We start from the raw sequence: 17,450 nt of genomic DNA on the forward strand, positions 1-17,450 counted from the left end.
GGCGGGCCCGCGCTAGGCGTCGGAACGGGCCGCCGGGAGCGGCGTGTCCGGCCTGTCGGGCACCCCTCCCGGCACCATGGGTGCGGCGTGGCGCAGGTCGAAGGCGGGCGACTCGGAACGGATGCGCGGCAGGGAGCGGAAGTTGTGGCGCGGCGGCGGGCAGCTCGTCGCCCACTCCAGGGAACGGCCCCAGCCCCAGGGGTCGTCGGTGCCGACCGGCTCGCCGTACTTGGCCGTCCGCCACACGTTGTAGAGGAACGGCAGGATCGACAGCCCCAGCAGGAAGGAGCTGACCGTCGAGACGGTGTTCAGCGTGGTGAAGCCGTCCGCCGCCAGGTAGTCCGGGACGCGCCGCAGCATGCCCTGCGTGCCCAGCCAGTGCTGGACGAGGAAGGTGCCGTGGAAACCGGCGAAGAGCGTCCAGAAGGTGATCTTGCCGAGGCGTTCGTCGAGCATCTTGCCGGTGAACTTCGGCCACCAGAAGTGCAGCCCGGAGAACATGGCGAAGACGACGGTGCCGAAGACGACGTAGTGGAAGTGCGCCACGACGAAGTAGGAGTCGGAGACCGCGAAGTCCAGCGGCGCCGACGCCAGGATCACGCCGGTGAGCCCGCCGAAGACGAAGGTCACGAGGAAACCGGTCGCCCAGAGCATCGGCGTCTCGAAGCTCAGCGAGCCCTTCCACATCGTGCCGATCCAGTTGAAGACCTTCACCCCGGTCGGCACGGCGATGAGCAGCGTCATGAAGGAGAAGAAGGGCAGCAGCACCCCGCCGGTGACGTACATGTGGTGCGCCCAGACCGTCGCCGACAGCCCGGCGATGGAGATCGTCGCCGCGATGAGGCCGGTGTACCCGAACATCGGCTTGCGCGAGAAGACCGGTACGACCTCGCTCACGATCCCGAAGAAGGGCAGCGCGATGATGTAGACCTCGGGGTGGCCGAAGAACCAGAACAGGTGCTGCCACAGCAGCGCCCCGCCGTTCGCCGGGTCGAAGACGTGCGCCCCGAACTTCCGGTCCGCCTCCAGCGCGAGCAGGGCCGCGGCCAGCACCGGGAAGGCCATCACCACCAGCACACCGGTGAGCAGCACGTTCCAGGTGAAGATCGGCATCCGGAACATCGTCATGCCGGGGGCGCGCATGCAGATGATCGTGGTGATCAGGTTGACCGCGCCCAGGATGGTCCCGAAGCCGGACAGCGCCAGCCCCATGATCCACAGGTCGCCGCCCACCCCGGGCGAGTGCACCGCGCTCGACAGCGGTGCGTAGGCGAACCAGCCGAAGTCCGCCGCGCCCTGCGGGGTGAGGAAGCCGCCCACCGCGATCAGCGAGCCGAAGAGGTAGAGCCAGTACGCGAGCATGTTGAGCCGGGGGAACGCGACGTCCGGGGCGCCGATCTGCAGCGGCATGATCCAGTTCGCGAAGCCGGAGAACAACGGGGTCGCGAACATCAGCAGCATCACGGTGCCGTGCATCGTGAACAGCTGGTTGAACTGCTCGTTCGACATGACCTGCAGACCGGGCCGGGCGAGTTCGGCACGCATCAGCAGGGCCATCACCCCGCCCCCGCAGAAGAAGGCGAACGCCGTGCCGAGGTAGAGCGTGCCGATGGCCTTGTGGTCGGTCGTGGTCAGCCAGGCCACGGCGGACGCCGCGCGTCGCGGGAACGTGAGACTCATGCCCGGTAGGTGTCCGGGCCGGGCCCCGGCGTCACGCGGAGAACGTCACAGCGGCGGGGTGTGATGATCGGACCCATGGCGGACACCAAGCGGTCATGAGCACGGACGAGACGCATTCCCAGGCGTTCGCCGCTGCCTACCGCGAGCACTACTGGGCGGTCAGCCGCTACGTCGCCCGGCGGACGGCCGGGCGGCAGGCGTACGACGAGGTGGAGGAAGTGGTGGCGGAGGTCTTCGCCGTCGCCTGGCGGCGCCGCGCCGAGCACCCCTCGTACTCGCTGCCCTGGCTGTACGGCGTCGCCCGCAACTGCATGGCGAACAGCGTGCGCGGGCAGGGGCGGCGGCGCAGGCTGCTGGACCGGATCGGGAACCACGAGACGGCGCACGGCGCGCACCTCGTGCCGAGCCCCGGCACCGAGGCACCCGGCTCCTGGGTGCACGAGGCGCTGGGCCGGCTGGCGGCGCCCGACCAGGAGGTGCTGCGGCTGACCGCCTGGGAGGAGCTGGACGTCGGGGAACTGGCGGTGGCGCTCGGCTGCGGGCGTTCCGCCGCCGCCATGCGCCTGCACCGGGCGCGCCGCAGGCTGCGCGAGCAGATCGACCGCATGGGGATGACCGTGACCCAGGAGGGGCCATGACCGACGAGCCGGAACTGGAGCTGCTGCGCCGGGCCGACCCCGTGCCGGCCGGGGATCCGCGCTGGCGCGACCGCCCGCTGGACGCGCGGGCCGAGCACACGCTGCGGCGGCTGCTGGCCGCCGAAGCGGCGTCCGGAGGGGCCGCCGCGTCCGCGCCCCGCCGGACCGGCCGCCGGGTGGGCGGCCTCGCCACGGGCCTGGCCACGGTGGCGGCGGCCGTGGTGGCCGCCCTGGTCGTCGTGCTCTCCGGGGCCGGCGGCACCCCGGCGGTCGCCGCGCCCGTCGCGCTGCGTCCGCTGGCCGGCTCACAGGAGGTCCCGCTGGCCGACGTGGCCGGCGCGGCCCGCGAGGCGGCGGCACGGGGCGGCGGCACGGGCACCCGGCGGGGGAGCCACGTGATGACGTGGAGCATGGCCATGGAGTCGGGCCCGGGCGCCCGGCCGCCCGTCACCCTGCCCGAGGAGCACCTCACCCGCTGGGACGCCGACGGCAGCGGCACCGAACTGGTCGTCGCCACCGACCCCCGGCACCCCGGCGAACCGGTGATCAGCGACTCCGGCGGCGCCCCGCACACCGTCGCCGACGGCGAGGTCCTGCACCGCGCCGCGTTCCCCCCGGGCACGCTCCCCCCGTACGGCCGGTCCGGGACCGAGCCCCCGGACTCGGCCAAGGAACTGCGGGGCTACCTGTCGCAGGTGTACGGCTGCGCCTGCGCCGGCACCCCGGAACTGGTGGACGCGCTGGCCTCGCTGCTGCAGGACTGGACTCCGGGGCCCGCAGGCACCGCCGCCGTCGACGAGCTCCTCGCCGCCGCCCCGGGCCTCCGCCCGGCCGGCGCCGTCACCGACCGCCTGGGCAGGCGCGGCCAGGCCTACGTCCACGACACCGCCGGCCTGCGCCGCATGCTCGTCCTCGACCCGGCCGACGGGCGCGTCCTCGGCGTCGAGGAGACCTTCACCAAGGACCAGCCCGAGTACCGGGTGAAGGCCGGCGACGTCATGTCCTACCAGGCCTGGATGGACTGACCGGCGGCCCGCCGCCTCACGCGAAGCGGCCGCTGCGCACCGGACCGGACGGGGCGGACCGTTCCCGCGGCCCCCGCGGCGGGCGGCCGGCCAGCCGGGCGGCGAAGGAGCGGAAGGCCTCGTCCGAATCGGGCGGGGTCCCGCCGTCGCCCGGGTCCGGGGTCGTATCGGCGGCGAGGACGTCGTCGGCGATCTCCTGCTCGGCGCGGTCGTCGGCGGCGGACTTCCCGACGGAGCCGTCCGGGTCCTGCCGCAACTGCTCGCCCCAGAACGGGACACAGTGCTGCGCGAGCAGGCCGCTGACGTCGGCGCAGACCGCGGGCGGCCGGGTCCAGCAGGTGGCGTGCTCGTACAGCACCTGCCCCGGAGCGCGGTCGAGGAGACCGCCGAGCAGGGCGGGGTCGGTCTCGCCCAGGTCGTAGCCGACGACCACGGTGTCCGGGCGGTCCGGCGCGTACGGCTCGAGGGGCAGTCCCAGGACCCGGGCCGCGGCCAGGGCCATGATCCGGCTGGAGCGGTCGGGCAGCGCGCAGACCGCACGCGGTGCCGTCCCGCCGGCCTCGATCGCCAGCCTGAGCCGGTCCAGGCCGAGGTGACACAGGGCCGGGCTGTCCTGGAGGAAGGCCCAGCGGCCGGTCATGCTCTCGAAGCCGTACGGGGAGAGCGTCGCGAGCAGGCCGCCGGTCAGGACGTGGTGCCAGCCGCGCAGGTCGCGGTCGTCCAGCGCGCTGAACCCGGCCAGCGCGTCGGCCCGTCCGAGCATCCGGCGCAGGCGTGCCTCGGCGGGCTGCCAGCTTTCGTCGGCCCCATCCGGCCGGGGCAGCCGGGCGGCGGTGGCGCGGGCGAGTGCCAACTCACCGGCCACCAGGGCGTTGTGGGCCAGCAGGTAGCGCTCCGGCCAGGGGGCGAGGTCGGGTTCGCGCGCGCGGAGCAGTTCCGTCACCTCGCTGTGGCGTTCCTCGCGCTCCAGCGCGGCGACCAGCTCCACCAGGACGCCGCGGGAGCCGGGCGCCTCGCGCAGCGCCGCGCGCAGTGCGGGCACCGCGAGGAAGGACGCGCCCTCCTCGACGCAGGCGTAGCCGTACGCGTACAGCTCCTGCGCGCCGCGGGGCTCCGCGGCCAGCGCGGCGGCCGCGGCGGCGAGGGCGTCGAGGCCGGAAAGCCGGGCGACGCCCTCCATGAGGGGGGCAAGACGGGCGGGGTCGGTGGTCTCGGCGTGGGCTCGCAGTTCGCGGATGGCGCCACGGGCGTCGCCGGCGTCGACCAGCCGGCGTATCGCGGTCAGTGGTTCGTCGTTCACGGTGTCGGTCCTCCTGTGTCCGTGCAGGGCGGGGCGGCCGGGGGTATCCGGCTGCGGGTGGGGAGGGACCGTGCGCGAGAGCGTCCGGCAGCGGGGCCGGTGCCTCGGGGCTCACCGGTGCGGGCGGCGCGCGCCCTTTCCGTGGCAGGTGCTTTCGGTCATGTGCGGGATCGTCACATCCCCCGCGCGGCGCGGCAAATGATTTCCGCCGCCCTCCCGGGCACGAGGCCGCACCGGTCACGGACGAGGACCCCTCATCACCCCCGGAGCCGGACGGCCCGCCCCCCGCCGCGCACCGAACCACCCCGCGGCGGGGGCGGGCGCGGCGCCCCCGCCCCCGCCGCATACGTCAGCGTGCGGCCAGGAGCGCGAGGCGGGCCGCGGACGTGCCGAGGCCGGTCGGGCCGGTGGGGGGCCGGAACCCGCCGACCGGGCGGCGCAGTTCGGCCTCGTCGTAGCGGTGGCAGCCGCGGTGCCAGGCGAGGATGCCCGAGAGCCAGTCCTGCAGCTCGCGCACATAGCCGTCCAGCACCGCGCGGGCCTCCTGGTCGAGGGCGAAGTCGTCGTACAGGACCGGGAGTTCGTACGCGGCCACGTGCTGGAACTGCCGCATCCGCCCGGTCATCAGGTCGTGGACGACGGCGAGCGAGACCTTTTCGTCGCAGTCGAAGAAGTTCTGCACGACCAGCAGCGCGTTGTGGATCTCGCCCTCGAACTCGATCTCCTTCTGGTACGAGAAGACGTCGTTCATCAGGCAGGCGTAGTCGGCGGCGGCGTTCTCCAGGGAGCGCATCGGCCCGCTGCGGTAGACCTCCTCGGGCACCCGCCGGCCGTGCCCCAGCCGGCACAGGCTCATCGTCAGGTCGGAGCCGAAGGTGTGACGGCGCATCTCCAGGTAGTCGACGGGGTCGGGGACGCGGTTCTGCGCCTGGTTGGCCAGTTCCCACAGCCAGCTGCCCGTCATGTTCTCGACGGCCGTGCGGAAGCGGCGCCGCGCCTGCGGTTCCATGGTCGCGGCCGTCCGGGTCCACAGGTCGGCCAGGCCCCGTTCCAGGGCGGTGGCCGGGGCCGGGGCGGCGGAGCCGTCCACCGGCATGAGGGCCGACAGGCGCTCGTTGGCCGCGCGGGCGCCGGCCAGGTCGCGGGTGCGGCCGTAGACGGCGGGGAAGTAGTCGTCGGCGTAGGTGCCCCAGGTGAGCCAGCCCGAGGTGAGGTCCAGCGCCTCAGGTGACGCGTCGGGGTGGATGCCGGCGGCGCACAGCGGGAAGTCGAAGGCGGCCAGCTTGTGCTCGTCCCAGACGTGGGAGTGCGGGACGCCGGGCTGCGGCAGCAGCAGTCCCGTCCGGTGCGCCCAGTCGACGACGTGGCGCCGCGCGGCGTCCAGGTGCGGGCTGAGCCGGGCCGGGAACGGCATGAGGAAGTCGGGCAGCGGGGTCGGCCCGGTGTGCCGCGGCCCATGGGTGAACGACCGGACGCGGGCCGTCTCGGCGCGGCCGGTGGTCCGTACGGTGCCCGCCGACACCCCGAGCCCGCCGGGCAGCGCGAACGCCGACCACCGGGGGCCCGCGGCGGCGCCCGCCCCGCCGCCGTTCATGTAGCGGCTGGAGCGCATGTGCCACTCGTGGCCGCCGGACTGCCAGTCCTGCAGGCCCTTGACGTACGCCAGCACCCGCGCGCACTGCTCCGGGTCGAGCGCGTGCTCGGCGAAGAGCGGGGGCAGTTCGGTGAGCGCGGTGTTCTCGAACTGGTGCAGCCGGGAGGTCAGCAGGTCGTTGACCGATTCCGCGGCCTCCTGCGTCGAGCAGCCGAGGAAGGTCTCCAGGACCAGCACCCCGTTGCTGAACTCGCCCTCCTCCTCGGTCTCGCGCTGGTACGAGAAGAGGTCGTTGCGCAGGTGCACCGCGTCGGAGAAGGCGTCCCGCAGCACGAGCAGCGGCCGCGCCCCGGCGACGGCGGCCGGCACCTCGGCCCCGGCGGCGTACTCCACCAGCCCCGCCGACCAGGGCGCGCCGCCGACCTTGCGCCGCATCTCGATGTACTCCACCGGGTTGGGCACCCGGCCCGCGTTGATGTTGGACAGCTCCCACAGGGACTCGTTGAGCAGGTGCTCGGTGCTCTCGGCGAAGCGCCCGCGCCAGTCCATGGACATCGCCGGCACCGTGCGCGCCCACAGGTCGGCGAGGCCCGCCTCCACCGGGTTCCGCGGCTCGGGCGTGCCCTGCGCGAGGTCCATCGGCATGAAGGCGGGCAGCCGGTCCAGGTACGCCTTGCCACCCTCGCGGTCCTGCGTGCGCTTGAACGCCTCCAGGAAGTGGTCGTCGAAGAAGAAGACCCACACGTACCAGTCCGTCACCAGGGACAGGGCCGGCCCGGAGCAGTCCGGGTGCGTGTACGCGCACAGCAGCGCGTAGTCGTGCGCGTCGAGGTCGTCGGTGTCCCAGATGCCCGAGCCCTCGAGCATCCCCATCTCCCGCGCCCAGCCACGGGAGTGCTCCCTGGCCTCCTCCACGTGGGGGTTGAGCCGCGCGGGGTACGGGAGGTAGAAGTCGGGCAGTTCAAATGGCTGCGTCACTCGTTCAGCGCTACCCGGGGCCACGTCCCCTATCCGGCATCACGGGCAAGCCATACGAACGGGTGAAAACACCGCGGGAACGCCCGGGGCCGCCCCGTGCTCCGGACCGGCCCCGGGCGTCGGCGACGGCGACGGCGACGGCGGTCAGACCCGTTTCGGGTGCGCCCGGTGCTCCCGGTGCTCCCCCCAGCTCCTGCACAGCGCCCAGATGACGAAGACGTCCACGGCGATGACGATGATCGCCCACACCGGCGTGTACGGCATCCACGCGAAGTTCACGACGATGTTGAACGCCGCCAGGGCGACACCGGCGACCCGGGCCCAGTCGGGGGCGTTCTGGAGCAGGGCGGCGCCCACCACGATGACCAGCACGCCGAGCACGAGGTGGATCCAGCCCCACGCCGTCAGGTTGAACTTGAAGACGTAGTCACCGAGCCGGACCCAGATGTCGTCCTGGGCGATGGCCGAGATGCCCTCGAGGATCATCACGACACCGGAGACGATGAGCAGCACCCCGGCGAAGGTGGTACCGCCCGTCGCCCACCCCGAGTGCGTGCGCTCCGTGACCGGCTGTGTCTGCTGGCTCATGTGACGGCTCCCGTCCACTCGCTGCCCGGGCTCGCTGCCCGGACACTCCACACGGTCCGCCCGGCCGGTGGGTACGGCCATCCGCGCTGCGCCGTCCGGGTGACCCGCGGGCGGCGTGCCGCTGATCCCGGGTCGCGGGATCATCGGTGCATGGCAACCACACTCCGCCTCGCCCAGCAGCCCGAGGCCGACGCCCTGCTCTCCCGCAGTCCGCTGGCGGCCCTGGTCGGCATGCTGCTCGACCAGCAGATCCCGATGGAATGGGCCTTCTCCGGCCCCTGGACCATCGCGCAGCGCATGGGCCGCGAGGACCTCGACGCCGGTGAGATCGCGGCCTACGACCCCGAGGCCTTCTCCGAGCTGCTCTCGCAGAAGCCCGCCGTCCACCGCTACCCGGGCTCGATGGCCAAGCGGGTCCAGCAGCTGTGCCAGTACCTCGTCGAGCACTACGACGGCGACGCCGGAGCCGTCTGGCGCGACGTCCCCACCGGCCGCGAACTGCTGACCCGGCTCAACGAGCTGCCCGGCTTCGGGAAGCAGAAGGCGCAGATCTTCCTGGCGCTGCTCGGCAAGCAGCTCGGCGTGGCACCCGAGGGGTGGCGCGAGGCGGCGGGCGCGTACGGGGACCGGGGCTCCCACCGGTCGGTCGCCGACATCACCGGCCCGGAGTCCCTGGACAAGGTGCGGGCCTTCAAGCAGGAGCAGAAGCGGGCCGCGAAGGAAGCGAAGTCCGCGAAGGAGTCCTGAGGGCCCTGCCCCTAGCGACGGCGGCGCTTGGACGTGCCGAAGAGCGACCGGGTGATCTCCCGCCCGATCTGGGTGCCGATGGAGCGGGCCAGCGACTGGAAGACGCCGCTGCCCATCACCTGTTCGACCACCCCCGTCTCCTCGCGCGGCCGCTCGCCGCGCCCGCTCCTGGCGGGGCCCGGCGGGGAGGGCCGTACGGGGGCCGGCTCCGGCCGTCCGGCGAGCCGCTCGTACGCCGACTCCCGGTCCACCGCCTGCGCGTAGCGCCCGTACAGCGCCGAGTCCGCGATCGCGGCGTCCATCGCCGCCGGGTCGGCGGGGCCCATCAGCGACCGCGGTGCCCGCAGCCGTACCGCGGCGACCGGGGTGGGGGCGCCGTCCTCGTCGAGGACGGTGACAACGGCCTCGCCGGTACCGAGCCCGGTGAGCAGTTCCTCCAGGTCGTACGGCGAGGTGGGGAAGGTGCGCACGGTCGCCTTGAGCGCCTTGGCGTCCTCCGGGGTGAAGGCGCGCAGCGCGTGCTGCACCCGGTTGCCGAGCTGGCCGAGCACCTCGGAGGGCACGTCCTTGGGGGTCTGCGTCACGAAGAAGATGCCGACGCCCTTGGACCGGATCAGCCGCACGGTCTGCGTGATGGCCTCCAGGAAGGCCTTGCTCGCCCCGGTGAAGAGCAGGTGCGCCTCGTCGAAGAAGAAGACCAGCTTGGGCCGGTCCAGGTCGCCCACCTCGGGCAGGTCCTCGAAGAGGTCGGCCAGCAGCCACATGAGGAAGGTGGAGAAGAGCTGCGGCCGGTCCTGCACGGCGGGCAGTTCCAGCACGGAGACGACGCCCCGCCCGTCGCCGTCCGTCCGCAGCAGTTCGGCGGTGTCGAACTCCGGCTCGCCGAAGAAGGCCCCCGCCCCCTGGGCCTCGAAGGTCGTCAGCGACCGCAGGACGACTCCTGCCGTCGCGCTGGAGACCCCGCCGATCCCCTTCAGCTCCGGCTTGCCCTCGTCGGAGGTGAGGAAGGTGACCACGGCCCGCAGGTCCTTCAGGTCCAGCAGTTCCAGGCCCTTGGTGTCGGCGTAGTGGAAGATCAGGCCGAGCGACTGTTCCTGCGTGGTGTTGAGCCCCAGCACCTTGGAGAGCAGCACGGGCCCGAAGCTCGTCACCGTGGCGCGCAGCGGGATGCCGCGACCCGTGCCGCCGAGGGCGTAGAACTCGGCGGGGCAGCCGGCCGGGGTCCAGTCCTGCCCGACCTCGGCGACCCGCCGGACGACGCGGTCGCCGGGCACGCCCGGGGCAGAGATGCCGGAGACGTCGCCCTTGACGTCGGCCAGGAAGACCGGCACGCCGTGCGCGGACAGCTGTTCCGCGACGAGTTGCAGCGTCTTGGTCTTGCCGGTGCCGGTCGCGCCCGCGACGAGGCCGTGCCGGTTGAGCACCGCTAGGGGGACGCGGACGGGTGCCCCGGGCAGGACCCGGTCCTCCCAGAGCAGGGCGCCGAGTTCGAGGGCCGGACCGGTGAAGGCGTACCCCTCGGCGATGGCCCGGGCGGCGCCGGGCAGGCTCGGCGTGGTCATCGGCTGCTCCGCTGCTCCCGCTATCACCGTATTTGCCCACCATCGCACTCCTGCGCCGTTGCTGCGCCCGTACGCCCTTGCCCGGTAGGCTTTCCGTGTGATCTTCAAGCGCATCGGAAGCGGGCGGCCGTACCCCGACCACGGCCGGAAAAGCACCCGTGAATGGGCGGACGTCGCCCCACGTCCGGTCCGCCTCGACCAGTTGGTCACCACCAAGGGCAACCTCGACCTGGAGACCCTCCTCGCCGAGGACTCGACCTTCTACGGGGACCTGTTCGCGCACGTCGTGAAGTGGCAGGGCGACCTCTACCTGGAGGACGGGCTCCACCGGGCCGTGCGCGCGGCGCTGCAGCAGCGCCAGGTGCTGCACGCCCGGGTGCTGGAGATGGACTGACCTCCGGACCGCTCCGCGGGCCCGTCCGGGCGGGCGGAGCGCTTCGCCCTTTCGGGTTCAAGTCCCCCTGAATGGCCCCGATTGGTTGATCGTTTAGTACGCCCGGACGCCCGATCGCACTACGCTGCGCACATGAGCATGCTGACGCCCCCTGGCATGGGCGGGAAGTACCGGGTGACCGGGAACCAGTACCCGCGGATGCGCCGCCCCCGGAGCCGGGTACGCATCGTGGCGGTCGTCGTGACGACCGTCGCCGTGGTCGGTCTCGCCGGCTGGGGCACGCTCCAACTGGTCGACGTCTTCGGCGGCAAGTCCACGCCGGCGAAGGCCGCCGCCGTCAAGGCCGGGACCACCGCCGGGGAGCGCGCCTGCAAGACCGCGGCCCCCAAGGGGTCCGCCGGGGCCGCCCCCACCGCCTTCCCGGATCCCGGGGAACTCACGGTCAACATCTACAACGCCACCGCCAAGGGCGGTCTGGCCAAGGACACCGCGGACGAGTTCGCCGCACGCGGGTTCAAGGTGGGCACCTTCGGCAACGCCGACCCCCAGTACGACCGCAAGGTGAAGGAGGCCGCGCTCCTGATCGGCGGCCACGGGCCCAAGGCCGAGGCCGCGATGAAGCTGGTCAGCGCCCAGATCAAGGGCACCAGCACACTCAAGCCCGCGGCCGCCGGCTCGAAGCGCGCCACCGGCACGGTGGACGTGATGCTCGGCAAGGGCTTCACCAAGCTCTCCGGTGACAAGGCCGTCGAGAAGGCCCTCGCCGCCCTGGCCCGCCCGAGCGCGGCGCCGAGCGCCGGCACCTGCTGACACCGGGGTACCGCGGTACCGGCGGTACGACGGAACCGGCCGCCGGGGCGTGGCGCCCCGGCGGCCGGTTCCGTGCGTCGTGGGACGGCGGGCGTCAGCCGGCCGTGCCGTAGAGGCGGTCGCCCGCGTCGCCCAGGCCCGGGACGATGTAGCCGCTCTCGTTGAGGTGGTCGTCGACCGCCGCGGTGACCACGGTGACCGGCTTGCCGGCGAGCGCGCGCTCCATCGCCTCGACGCCCTCCGGCGAGGCCAGCAGCACCACGGCCGTCACGTCGTCGGCGCCCCGCTCGATCAGCAGGTCGATGGCGGCGATCAGCGTGCCGCCGGTGGCCAGCATCGGGTCCAGGACGTACACCTGCCGGCCGGACAGGTCCTCCGGCATGCGGGTGGCGTAGGTCTTGGCCTCCAGGGTCTCCTCGTCGCGGATCATGCCGAGGAAGCCGACCTCCGCGGTCGGCAGGAGGCGCACCAGGCCCTCCAGCATCCCGAGTCCGGCCCGCAGGATCGGCACGACCAGCGGACGCGGGTGGGACAGCCGCACACCCGTGGTGTCCGCGACGGGGGTGCTGATGTCCACCTGCTCGGTGCGCACGTCACGGGTCGCCTCGTAGGCGAGCAGGGTGACCAGCTCGTCGGCCAGCCGACGGAAGGTCGGCGAGTCGGTGCGCTCGTCGCGCAGGGTGGTGAGTTTGTGCGCCACCAGGGGGTGGTCGACGACGTGGATCCGCATGTCCACGACTCTAACGTTCGGCCCGCGCCCCGGCCTGCCCGGTCCGTACGGCCGCTCAGGCTTTGAACCACCCGGTAGGGGGAATGCGTGCCCTTACGCCTGGACTGTCCCGGCCGGGCACGTGGATCTCTAGGGGTGGTGCCCCATGGCGGAGCGCGGCAGCGACGGCGCCGGCGCGGACGACGCGGGCGACGCCCGCACGCAGCAGGAGCGCGACGCCGAACGCCGTCGGCGACGTGCCATGTTCCTGCGCGAACTGAACGAGGCGAAGGAACTCCGTGACCGCGTCCAGCCACGCCGGGCGCGCGCGGCACGCGCGCGCCAGCAGATGCGGATGCGGACGTTCCGCTGGTAGTGCCCAGGTCGGCACAATGCCCCCACCTGGCGGGCACCGTCGGGGTCGGCGCGGCCCGCCGCGCGGAAAAAAGCCGGAAGGCCTGCCACGCGGCACGCGCGGAAGACCCTTCGCAAAGCCGAGGTTTCTGCCACGATGCCGAGTGTGGGCGGGGACCTGCGCCGGAACATTCGGCCCCCGCCCGTAAGTCCGGACGGCCTGAGACCTGTGGGAGAGTCACGGTGTACTTCGCCGCACTGCTCGCGCGCACCGAGGACGGTTGGGAAGCGCGCGAGACCGATCTCGACGATGTGGAAACCCTCGCCGACCTGACCGACTTGGCCCGGGCTGCTTCAGCCGGGGAGGATACGGTCCTGGTCTTCATCGAACAGGAGGACGCCTGGTTCGGCGTCGTCCGCGTCGACGGTGAGGAGGACCCGCGGATCTACGTGTCCGACGCCGCCACCGCGGCGCGCAGCTCGTACGGGGAGATCCTGCTCACCGACGAACTGCTGGGACGGGACCCGGAGGACCTGGACGACATCGTCGACCTCGACGGCACCGAGGAAGGTGACGCCGAGGAGCTCGACGACGACGTGGTGCCCGGTCCGACGGAGGAGCACGTCCCGATGGGCCCGCTCGGGGACGCCGAGCTGCTCGCGGACTTCGGGATGAGCGACAAGGAGCTGCTGGCCCTCAGCGGCGACGGCGCGCTGACCGGGGAGGCGCTCGGGGAGATCGCCGACTCGCTGGGCTGCGCCGACGTCCTGGAGGCGGTCCGCTGACCGGTCCCGACCCGCTGCGCGACCCCTGGGTCCCCGCGATGCGCCTCGCCCTGGAGGAGGCCCGCCTCGCCCCGCGCACCGGTGACGTACCGGTGGGCGCGGTCGTGCTGTCCCCGCAGGGCACGGTCATCGGCCGCGGCCGCAACGAACGCGAGGCGGTCGGCGACCCGACCGCCCACGCGGAGGTGCTCGCCGTCCGCGAGGCCGCGAAGGCGCTCGGGGAGTGGCGGCTGACCGGCTGCACGCTGGTGGTGACCCTGGAGCCCTGCACGATGTGCGCGGGGGCGGTCGTCGCCTCGCGCCTGGAGCGCGTCGTCTACGGCGCGCTCGACGAGAAGGCCGGTGCGGCGGGCTCCCTGTGGGACCTCGTCCGCGACCGCCGGCTCAACCACCGTCCGGAAGTGATCCAGGGCGTGCTGGCCGGGGAGTGCGGTGAGCTGCTCACCGCTTTCTTCCGCTCAAAGGATTTCGGAGCACCCCCGGACGTCCGCTAAGCTCTCTCTCGGTAGCGTGTCCGAGCGGCCTAAGGAGCACGCCTCGAAAGCGTGTGAGGGGGCAACTCCTCCGTGGGTTCAAATCCCACCGCTACCGCTGCGAGTGACGAAACCGAATCGCCCGGTCCCCACGGACCGGGCGATTCGGCGTTTTCCGGCCTTCCGGACGCGCTGTGCCGAAGGTCACACGGCGAGCGGGGCGGGGCCGTGGATCACCCGCAAGGAGGCCCTCCGTCACCCGGTCTGATACGGCCATCCGGTGGATACACTCCAGCCATGGCGCAGGCGAAGAAAATCACCATGTACGTCATCGTGGCTTTCGTGCTGTATACGATCGTGACATCGCCGGCCCGCGCAGCCGATCTCGTGCAGATAGGCTTCCAGGGCATATCGGACGCCGCAAAGGGCGTCGGGGAGTTCATGACCGCGCTGGTCAACTGACCGGCCGGGAGCCGGCGAGGAGCACAGCACCGTGATACGCCACCTGGTCCTTTTCAAGCTCAACGCCGGCGTCGAACGCGACGACCCGCGGGTCGTGGCGGGTGTCGACGCCTTCGAGCGGCTCGGCGGGCAGATCCCCGAGCTGGCCTCCTGGGAACTGGGCTGGAACATCTCGGACCGCCCGATCGCCCACGACTTCGCCATCAACTCCTCCGTGGCGGACGCCGACGCGCTCAAGACGTACCTGGAGCACCCCGCGCACCAGGCCGGGGTGGCGCTGTGGCGCGAGTTCGCCACCTGGGTGGTCGCCGACTACGTGTTCGAGTGACACCCCGCGGCGGCCCCTCGGGCCCCGCTCCAGAGGCTCAGCCCTCCGCCCGCCGGGTGGAGGGCTTTTTCATTGAGGGCCGCGCCTCACTTGCACACAGTCCACATGAATTGTGATGCTATGACCGCTTTTGCCGGATGAGTGGACCGATGAGGAGTGGCATGTCCGTGTCGGCCCGACCCGCGTCACCATCGACCTCCGGAGACGGCAACGGGACCGGCACGACCTCCGGAGACGGCAACGGGACCGGCACGACGACCGGCGGCGGCAACGGGACCGGTACGACGACCGGCGGCGGCACCCGCGAGAGGAGCACCAACAGCAACGCGGTGGAGGCGCGGGCGCTGACGCAGGTGCTGTTCGAGCAGTTGTCGGGGCTGGAACCGGGCACTCCGGAGCACGGCCGGGTCAGGGCCGCGCTCATCGAGGTGAACCTGCCGCTGGTGCGCTACGCGGCGGCCCGCTTCCGCAGCCGCAACGAGCCGATGGAGGACGTCGTCCAGGTCGGCACGATCGGGCTGATCAACGCCATCGACCGGTTCGACCCGGAACGCGGGGTACAGTTCCCGACCTTCGCGATGCCGACGGTCGTGGGGGAGATCAAACGTTACTTCAGGGACAACGTGCGCACCGTCCACGTCCCGCGCCGGCTGCACGAGCTGTGGGTCCAGGTCAGCGGCGCCATCGAGGACCTGACGGTGGCCCACGGACGCACCCCCACCACCGCGGAGATCGCCGAACGGCTGAAGCTCTCCGAGGACGAGGTGCTGGCCTGCCTGGAAGCCGGCCGGGCGTACCACGCCACGTCCCTGGAGGCGGCCCAGGAGGGCGGCGACGGGGCCCCCGGGCTGCTGGACCGGCTCGGCTACGAGGACCCGGCCCTGACCGGCGTGGAGCACCGGGACCTGGTGCGGCACCTCCTCGTACAGCTGCCCGAACGGGAACGGCGGATCCTGCTGCTGCGCTACTTCGGCAATCTGACGCAATCCCAGATCAGTGCCGAACTCGGGGTTTCGCAGATGCACGTGTCCCGGCTGCTGTCGCGTAGCTTCGCCCGGCTCCGATCCGCAAACCAGCTCGAATCGTAACCCTTGAGGACTACCCACCCCCTGAGAAATAAGTCGACATGGCGCTACAGCGCGTTGCCGACATGTGACATTCTGCGGGAACCGCGTTTGTCGCGGTCCGGCCTCCGGTATTCCAGTGGAGGAACGAACCGTCGCCCGCGACACCCGTCCGCGACCTCAAGGGGGTGGCATGTCCGTAGAAGTGGGCAGTCCGAAGGTGCTGAACACCGACGCGCCGCACGATGCTCCTGACGGCAAGGCCATCGACACCGCCGGCACCGCCGTCGCCGACACCACCGCCGTCGACAGCACGATCGAGGCCATCGACACCAGCGTCGACACCCGCACGCTGTCCCGCTCGCTGTTCCTGCGGCTCGCCGAGCTGCCGGACGACAGCCCGGAGCGGGCGTACGTGCGGGACACGCTCATCGAGCTGAACCTGCCGCTCGTGCGCTACGCGGCGGCCCGCTTCCGCAGCCGCAACGAGCCGATGGAGGACATCGTCCAGGTCGGCACGATCGGGCTGATCAAGGCGATCGACCGCTTCGACTGCAACCGCGGCGTGGAGTTCCCCACCTTCGCGATGCCCACGATCGTCGGCGAGGTGAAGCGCTTCTTCCGCGACACCTCGTGGTCGGTGCGGGTGCCGCGCCGCCTGCAGGAACTGCGGCTGGCGCTGACCAAGACCAGCGACGAGCTCGCCCAGCGGCTGGACCGCTCGCCCACCGTCTCCGAACTCGCGGCGGCGCTCGGCGTCTCCGAGGAGGACGTGGTCGACGGCCTGGCGGTCGGCAACGCGTACACCGCCAGCTCGCTGGACTCCCCGCCCCCGGAGGACGACGGCGGCGAGGGCTCGCTGGCCGACCGGCTGGGCTACGAGGACACCGCGCTGGAGGGCGTGGAGTACCGCGAGTCGCTCAAGCCACTGCTCGCCCAGCTGCCCGCGCGGGAGCGGCGGATCATCATGCTCCGCTTCTTCGCCAACATGACGCAGTCGCAGATCGGCGAGGAGGTCGGCATCTCCCAGATGCACGTCTCCCGGCTGCTGACCCGGACCCTGGCACAGCTGCGCGAGGGCCTGACCGCCGAGCAGTAGGGGCGGGCGGGACGGCCGGCGGGACCGGCCGGTTACTCTCTGACGGTTCGTCAGTACACTGGCGTGATGGTGCACATACCACGGGGCCGCCGGGGCGCGCTCGCCGCAGCCTCGGCGGCCGTCGTCTGCCTGGGTGCCTTCGCCGCGCTGGGCCCGGACTGCGAGAGCAACGGCGCGGGCTACGTGGCGGCCGGTGCACCGGGCCCGCCCGGCGGCCCCGCGGTCAACGCCGCGCCCACGGGTGACGTGGACCTCGTGCCGCTGGACGGCCGTACGGCCGCGCCCTCCGGTCCCGGCCGCACCTCGCCCGCCGCACCGGGTGCCCCGGGCGGGGGCGGCACCGGCTCCCCGCCCCCGGCGGGGCCCGGCGCCACGAGCGGCCCGCCACGGCAGGACGGCACCGCACCGCCCGCCACCGCGACCTCCTCCGGGGACCCCACGGGGCGCCCGGCTCCCGGCGGTTCCGCTCCCGCAGATCCGACGCCCGGGACGTCCGCGCCCCCGTCCGCGCCCGGCGCGCCGGCCCACCTGGTGGTCAGCGCGGTCGAGCGCGCGGCGGCCGCCGACCGCTGGTGCGAGAAGGTCACCGTCACCCTCACCAACACCGGTGGCCGTGCCGCGGCGGCGGGCACCGTCACCTTCGGCACGCACGTCATCGGCCTGCTGGGCGTCGACTGGGCCACGGTGCACAGCAGCCGTGCCGCGCCGGTTCCGGTGCCCGGCGGCGGCAGCGTGAAGGAGGGCTGGGAGGTCTGCGTCGAGGCCTGGCGGGTGCCGCCGGGCATGCACGTCGAGACCCGGGACGTGTCCGTCGCGGACTCCTGACCCGGCCCGTCCCGCGCACGCGGAGGCGGGGACC

At 72.7% G+C, this 17,450-nt stretch carries 19 protein-coding genes and 1 tRNA gene; 14 read left to right on the top strand and 6 right to left on the bottom strand.

Translation table 11 applies throughout. From position 1 onward, the window contains the following. Positions 1-12 precede the first annotated feature (12 nt). On the bottom strand, positions 13-1,680 hold the full coding sequence (ctaD, locus tag ABZ479_RS08200) for an aa3-type cytochrome oxidase subunit I (RefSeq protein ID WP_500460675.1): 1,668 nt from the start codon (positions 1,678-1,680) through the stop codon (positions 13-15). A 95-nt stretch (positions 1,681-1,775) separates the two neighbouring features. Here ctaD and ABZ479_RS08205 point away from each other — a divergent pair, with 95 nt between their 5' ends. Continuing rightward, positions 1,776-2,318 carry a sigma-70 family RNA polymerase sigma factor gene (locus ABZ479_RS08205; RefSeq protein WP_500460676.1) on the top strand — a complete coding sequence of 181 codons (543 nt, stop codon included), beginning with the start codon at positions 1,776-1,778 and terminating at the stop codon, positions 2,316-2,318. Next, complete coding sequence (locus tag ABZ479_RS08210; RefSeq protein ID WP_500460678.1) at positions 2,315-3,343, top strand: CU044_5270 family protein; 1,029 nt, start codon at positions 2,315-2,317, stop codon at positions 3,341-3,343. Before ABZ479_RS08205 ends, ABZ479_RS08210 begins: the two co-directional genes overlap by 4 nt. 16 nt (positions 3,344-3,359) lie before the next feature. Here ABZ479_RS08210 and ABZ479_RS08215 read toward each other — a convergent pair whose 3' ends face one another. From ABZ479_RS08215 to ABZ479_RS08225, 3 genes are all read right to left on the bottom strand, one after another. Continuing rightward, positions 3,360-4,643 carry a hypothetical protein gene (locus tag ABZ479_RS08215; protein WP_500460680.1) on the bottom strand — a complete coding sequence of 428 codons (1,284 nt, stop codon included), beginning with the start codon at positions 4,641-4,643 and terminating at the stop codon, positions 3,360-3,362. Positions 4,644-4,992: 349 nt separating this feature from the next. Next, complete coding sequence (locus ABZ479_RS08220) at positions 4,993-7,215, bottom strand: family 2 encapsulin nanocompartment cargo protein terpene cyclase (RefSeq protein WP_500460681.1); 2,223 nt, start codon at positions 7,213-7,215, stop codon at positions 4,993-4,995. Between the two features lie 144 nt (positions 7,216-7,359). Continuing rightward, positions 7,360-7,803 (bottom strand): DUF7144 family membrane protein, encoded by a 444-nt coding sequence (locus ABZ479_RS08225; protein WP_499604844.1) that lies wholly within the window; start codon positions 7,801-7,803, stop codon positions 7,360-7,362. Between the two features lie 150 nt (positions 7,804-7,953). On the opposite strand from ABZ479_RS08225, the gene ABZ479_RS08230 reads away from it, so the two are divergent. Next, positions 7,954-8,550, top strand: coding sequence for an HhH-GPD-type base excision DNA repair protein (locus ABZ479_RS08230; protein WP_500460683.1), 597 nt, complete (start codon positions 7,954-7,956; stop codon positions 8,548-8,550). A gap of 11 nt (positions 8,551-8,561) precedes the next feature. Here ABZ479_RS08230 and ABZ479_RS08235 read toward each other — a convergent pair whose 3' ends face one another. Beyond that, the gene (locus ABZ479_RS08235; RefSeq protein ID WP_500460684.1) at positions 8,562-10,112 is read right to left on the bottom strand and encodes a helicase HerA-like domain-containing protein; all 1,551 of its coding nucleotides are present in this window, start codon (positions 10,110-10,112) and stop codon (positions 8,562-8,564) included. 97 nt (positions 10,113-10,209) lie between these two features. On the opposite strand from ABZ479_RS08235, the gene ABZ479_RS08240 reads away from it, so the two are divergent. Both ABZ479_RS08240 and ABZ479_RS08245 read left to right on the top strand, forming a co-directional pair. Beyond that, complete coding sequence (locus ABZ479_RS08240) at positions 10,210-10,506, top strand: type II toxin-antitoxin system VapB family antitoxin (protein ID WP_499513003.1); 297 nt, start codon at positions 10,210-10,212, stop codon at positions 10,504-10,506. Between the two features lie 132 nt (positions 10,507-10,638). After that, positions 10,639-11,316 (top strand): LytR C-terminal domain-containing protein, encoded by a 678-nt coding sequence (locus ABZ479_RS08245; protein ID WP_500460685.1) that lies wholly within the window; start codon positions 10,639-10,641, stop codon positions 11,314-11,316. Between the two features lie 94 nt (positions 11,317-11,410). On the opposite strand, the gene upp is transcribed toward ABZ479_RS08245, so the two are convergent. Further along, positions 11,411-12,046 carry a uracil phosphoribosyltransferase gene (upp, locus tag ABZ479_RS08250; protein WP_499604837.1) on the bottom strand — a complete coding sequence of 212 codons (636 nt, stop codon included), beginning with the start codon at positions 12,044-12,046 and terminating at the stop codon, positions 11,411-11,413. 145 nt (positions 12,047-12,191) lie between these two features. Here upp and ABZ479_RS08255 point away from each other — a divergent pair, with 145 nt between their 5' ends. The 9 genes from ABZ479_RS08255 (at position 12,192) to ABZ479_RS08295 (ending at position 17,416) form a co-directional block, all read left to right on the top strand. Continuing rightward, entirely contained in the window at positions 12,192-12,401 is a 210-nt protein-coding gene (locus tag ABZ479_RS08255) for a hypothetical protein (RefSeq protein WP_500460686.1), read from the top strand. A 221-nt stretch (positions 12,402-12,622) separates the two neighbouring features. Continuing rightward, the gene (locus ABZ479_RS08260) at positions 12,623-13,165 is read left to right on the top strand and encodes a tRNA adenosine deaminase-associated protein (RefSeq protein ID WP_500460687.1); all 543 of its coding nucleotides are present in this window, start codon (positions 12,623-12,625) and stop codon (positions 13,163-13,165) included. A gap of 38 nt (positions 13,166-13,203) precedes the next feature. Beyond that, positions 13,204-13,659 (top strand): tRNA adenosine(34) deaminase TadA, encoded by a 456-nt coding sequence (gene tadA, locus ABZ479_RS08265; RefSeq protein WP_499604832.1) that lies wholly within the window; start codon positions 13,204-13,206, stop codon positions 13,657-13,659. A 10-nt stretch (positions 13,660-13,669) separates the two neighbouring features. Beyond that, positions 13,670-13,756, top strand: a tRNA-Ser gene (locus ABZ479_RS08270). A 179-nt stretch (positions 13,757-13,935) separates the two neighbouring features. Further along, positions 13,936-14,100 carry a hypothetical protein gene (locus tag ABZ479_RS08275; protein WP_018558266.1) on the top strand — a complete coding sequence of 55 codons (165 nt, stop codon included), beginning with the start codon at positions 13,936-13,938 and terminating at the stop codon, positions 14,098-14,100. Positions 14,101-14,131: 31 nt separating this feature from the next. Next, positions 14,132-14,428 (top strand): Dabb family protein, encoded by a 297-nt coding sequence (locus ABZ479_RS08280; protein ID WP_499604830.1) that lies wholly within the window; start codon positions 14,132-14,134, stop codon positions 14,426-14,428. A 161-nt stretch (positions 14,429-14,589) separates the two neighbouring features. Further along, a complete protein-coding gene (locus tag ABZ479_RS08285) occupies positions 14,590-15,516 on the top strand; it encodes an RNA polymerase sigma factor SigF (RefSeq protein WP_500460688.1) in 927 nt (308 codons plus the stop codon). A gap of 169 nt (positions 15,517-15,685) precedes the next feature. Next, positions 15,686-16,591: an RNA polymerase sigma factor SigF gene (locus ABZ479_RS08290; RefSeq protein WP_026250826.1), complete on the top strand. Its 906-nt coding sequence runs from the start codon at positions 15,686-15,688 to the stop codon at positions 16,589-16,591. 66 nt (positions 16,592-16,657) lie between these two features. Continuing rightward, complete coding sequence (locus tag ABZ479_RS08295) at positions 16,658-17,416, top strand: hypothetical protein (protein ID WP_500460689.1); 759 nt, start codon at positions 16,658-16,660, stop codon at positions 17,414-17,416. Positions 17,417-17,450 lie beyond the last annotated feature (34 nt).

The organism is Streptomyces sp. NPDC005722, assembly GCF_040630935.1.
Lineage (GTDB): Bacteria > Actinomycetota > Actinomycetes > Streptomycetales > Streptomycetaceae > Actinacidiphila.

Bases quoted from the DNA above. Each gene is read 5' to 3' on its own strand.
- ctaD (WP_500460675.1), bottom strand. From the start codon at position 1,680: ATGAGTCTCACGTTCCCGCGACGCGCGGCGTCCGCCGTGGCCTGGCTG.
- ABZ479_RS08205 (WP_500460676.1), top strand. From the start codon at position 1,776: ATGAGCACGGACGAGACGCATTCCCAGGCGTTCGCCGCTGCCTACCGC.
- ABZ479_RS08210 (WP_500460678.1), top strand. From the start codon at position 2,315: ATGACCGACGAGCCGGAACTGGAGCTGCTGCGCCGGGCCGACCCCGTG.
- ABZ479_RS08225 (WP_499604844.1), bottom strand. From the start codon at position 7,803: ATGAGCCAGCAGACACAGCCGGTCACGGAGCGCACGCACTCGGGGTGG.
- ABZ479_RS08230 (WP_500460683.1), top strand. From the start codon at position 7,954: ATGGCAACCACACTCCGCCTCGCCCAGCAGCCCGAGGCCGACGCCCTG.
- ABZ479_RS08235 (WP_500460684.1), bottom strand. From the start codon at position 10,112: ATGACCACGCCGAGCCTGCCCGGCGCCGCCCGGGCCATCGCCGAGGGG.
- ABZ479_RS08245 (WP_500460685.1), top strand. From the start codon at position 10,639: ATGAGCATGCTGACGCCCCCTGGCATGGGCGGGAAGTACCGGGTGACC.
- upp (WP_499604837.1), bottom strand. From the start codon at position 12,046: ATGCGGATCCACGTCGTCGACCACCCCCTGGTGGCGCACAAACTCACC.
- ABZ479_RS08255 (WP_500460686.1), top strand. From the start codon at position 12,192: ATGGCGGAGCGCGGCAGCGACGGCGCCGGCGCGGACGACGCGGGCGAC.
- tadA (WP_499604832.1), top strand. From the start codon at position 13,204: ATGCGCCTCGCCCTGGAGGAGGCCCGCCTCGCCCCGCGCACCGGTGAC.
- ABZ479_RS08275 (WP_018558266.1), top strand. From the start codon at position 13,936: ATGGCGCAGGCGAAGAAAATCACCATGTACGTCATCGTGGCTTTCGTG.
- ABZ479_RS08285 (WP_500460688.1), top strand. From the start codon at position 14,590: ATGTCCGTGTCGGCCCGACCCGCGTCACCATCGACCTCCGGAGACGGC.
- ABZ479_RS08290 (WP_026250826.1), top strand. From the start codon at position 15,686: ATGTCCGTAGAAGTGGGCAGTCCGAAGGTGCTGAACACCGACGCGCCG.
- ABZ479_RS08295 (WP_500460689.1), top strand. From the start codon at position 16,658: ATGGTGCACATACCACGGGGCCGCCGGGGCGCGCTCGCCGCAGCCTCG.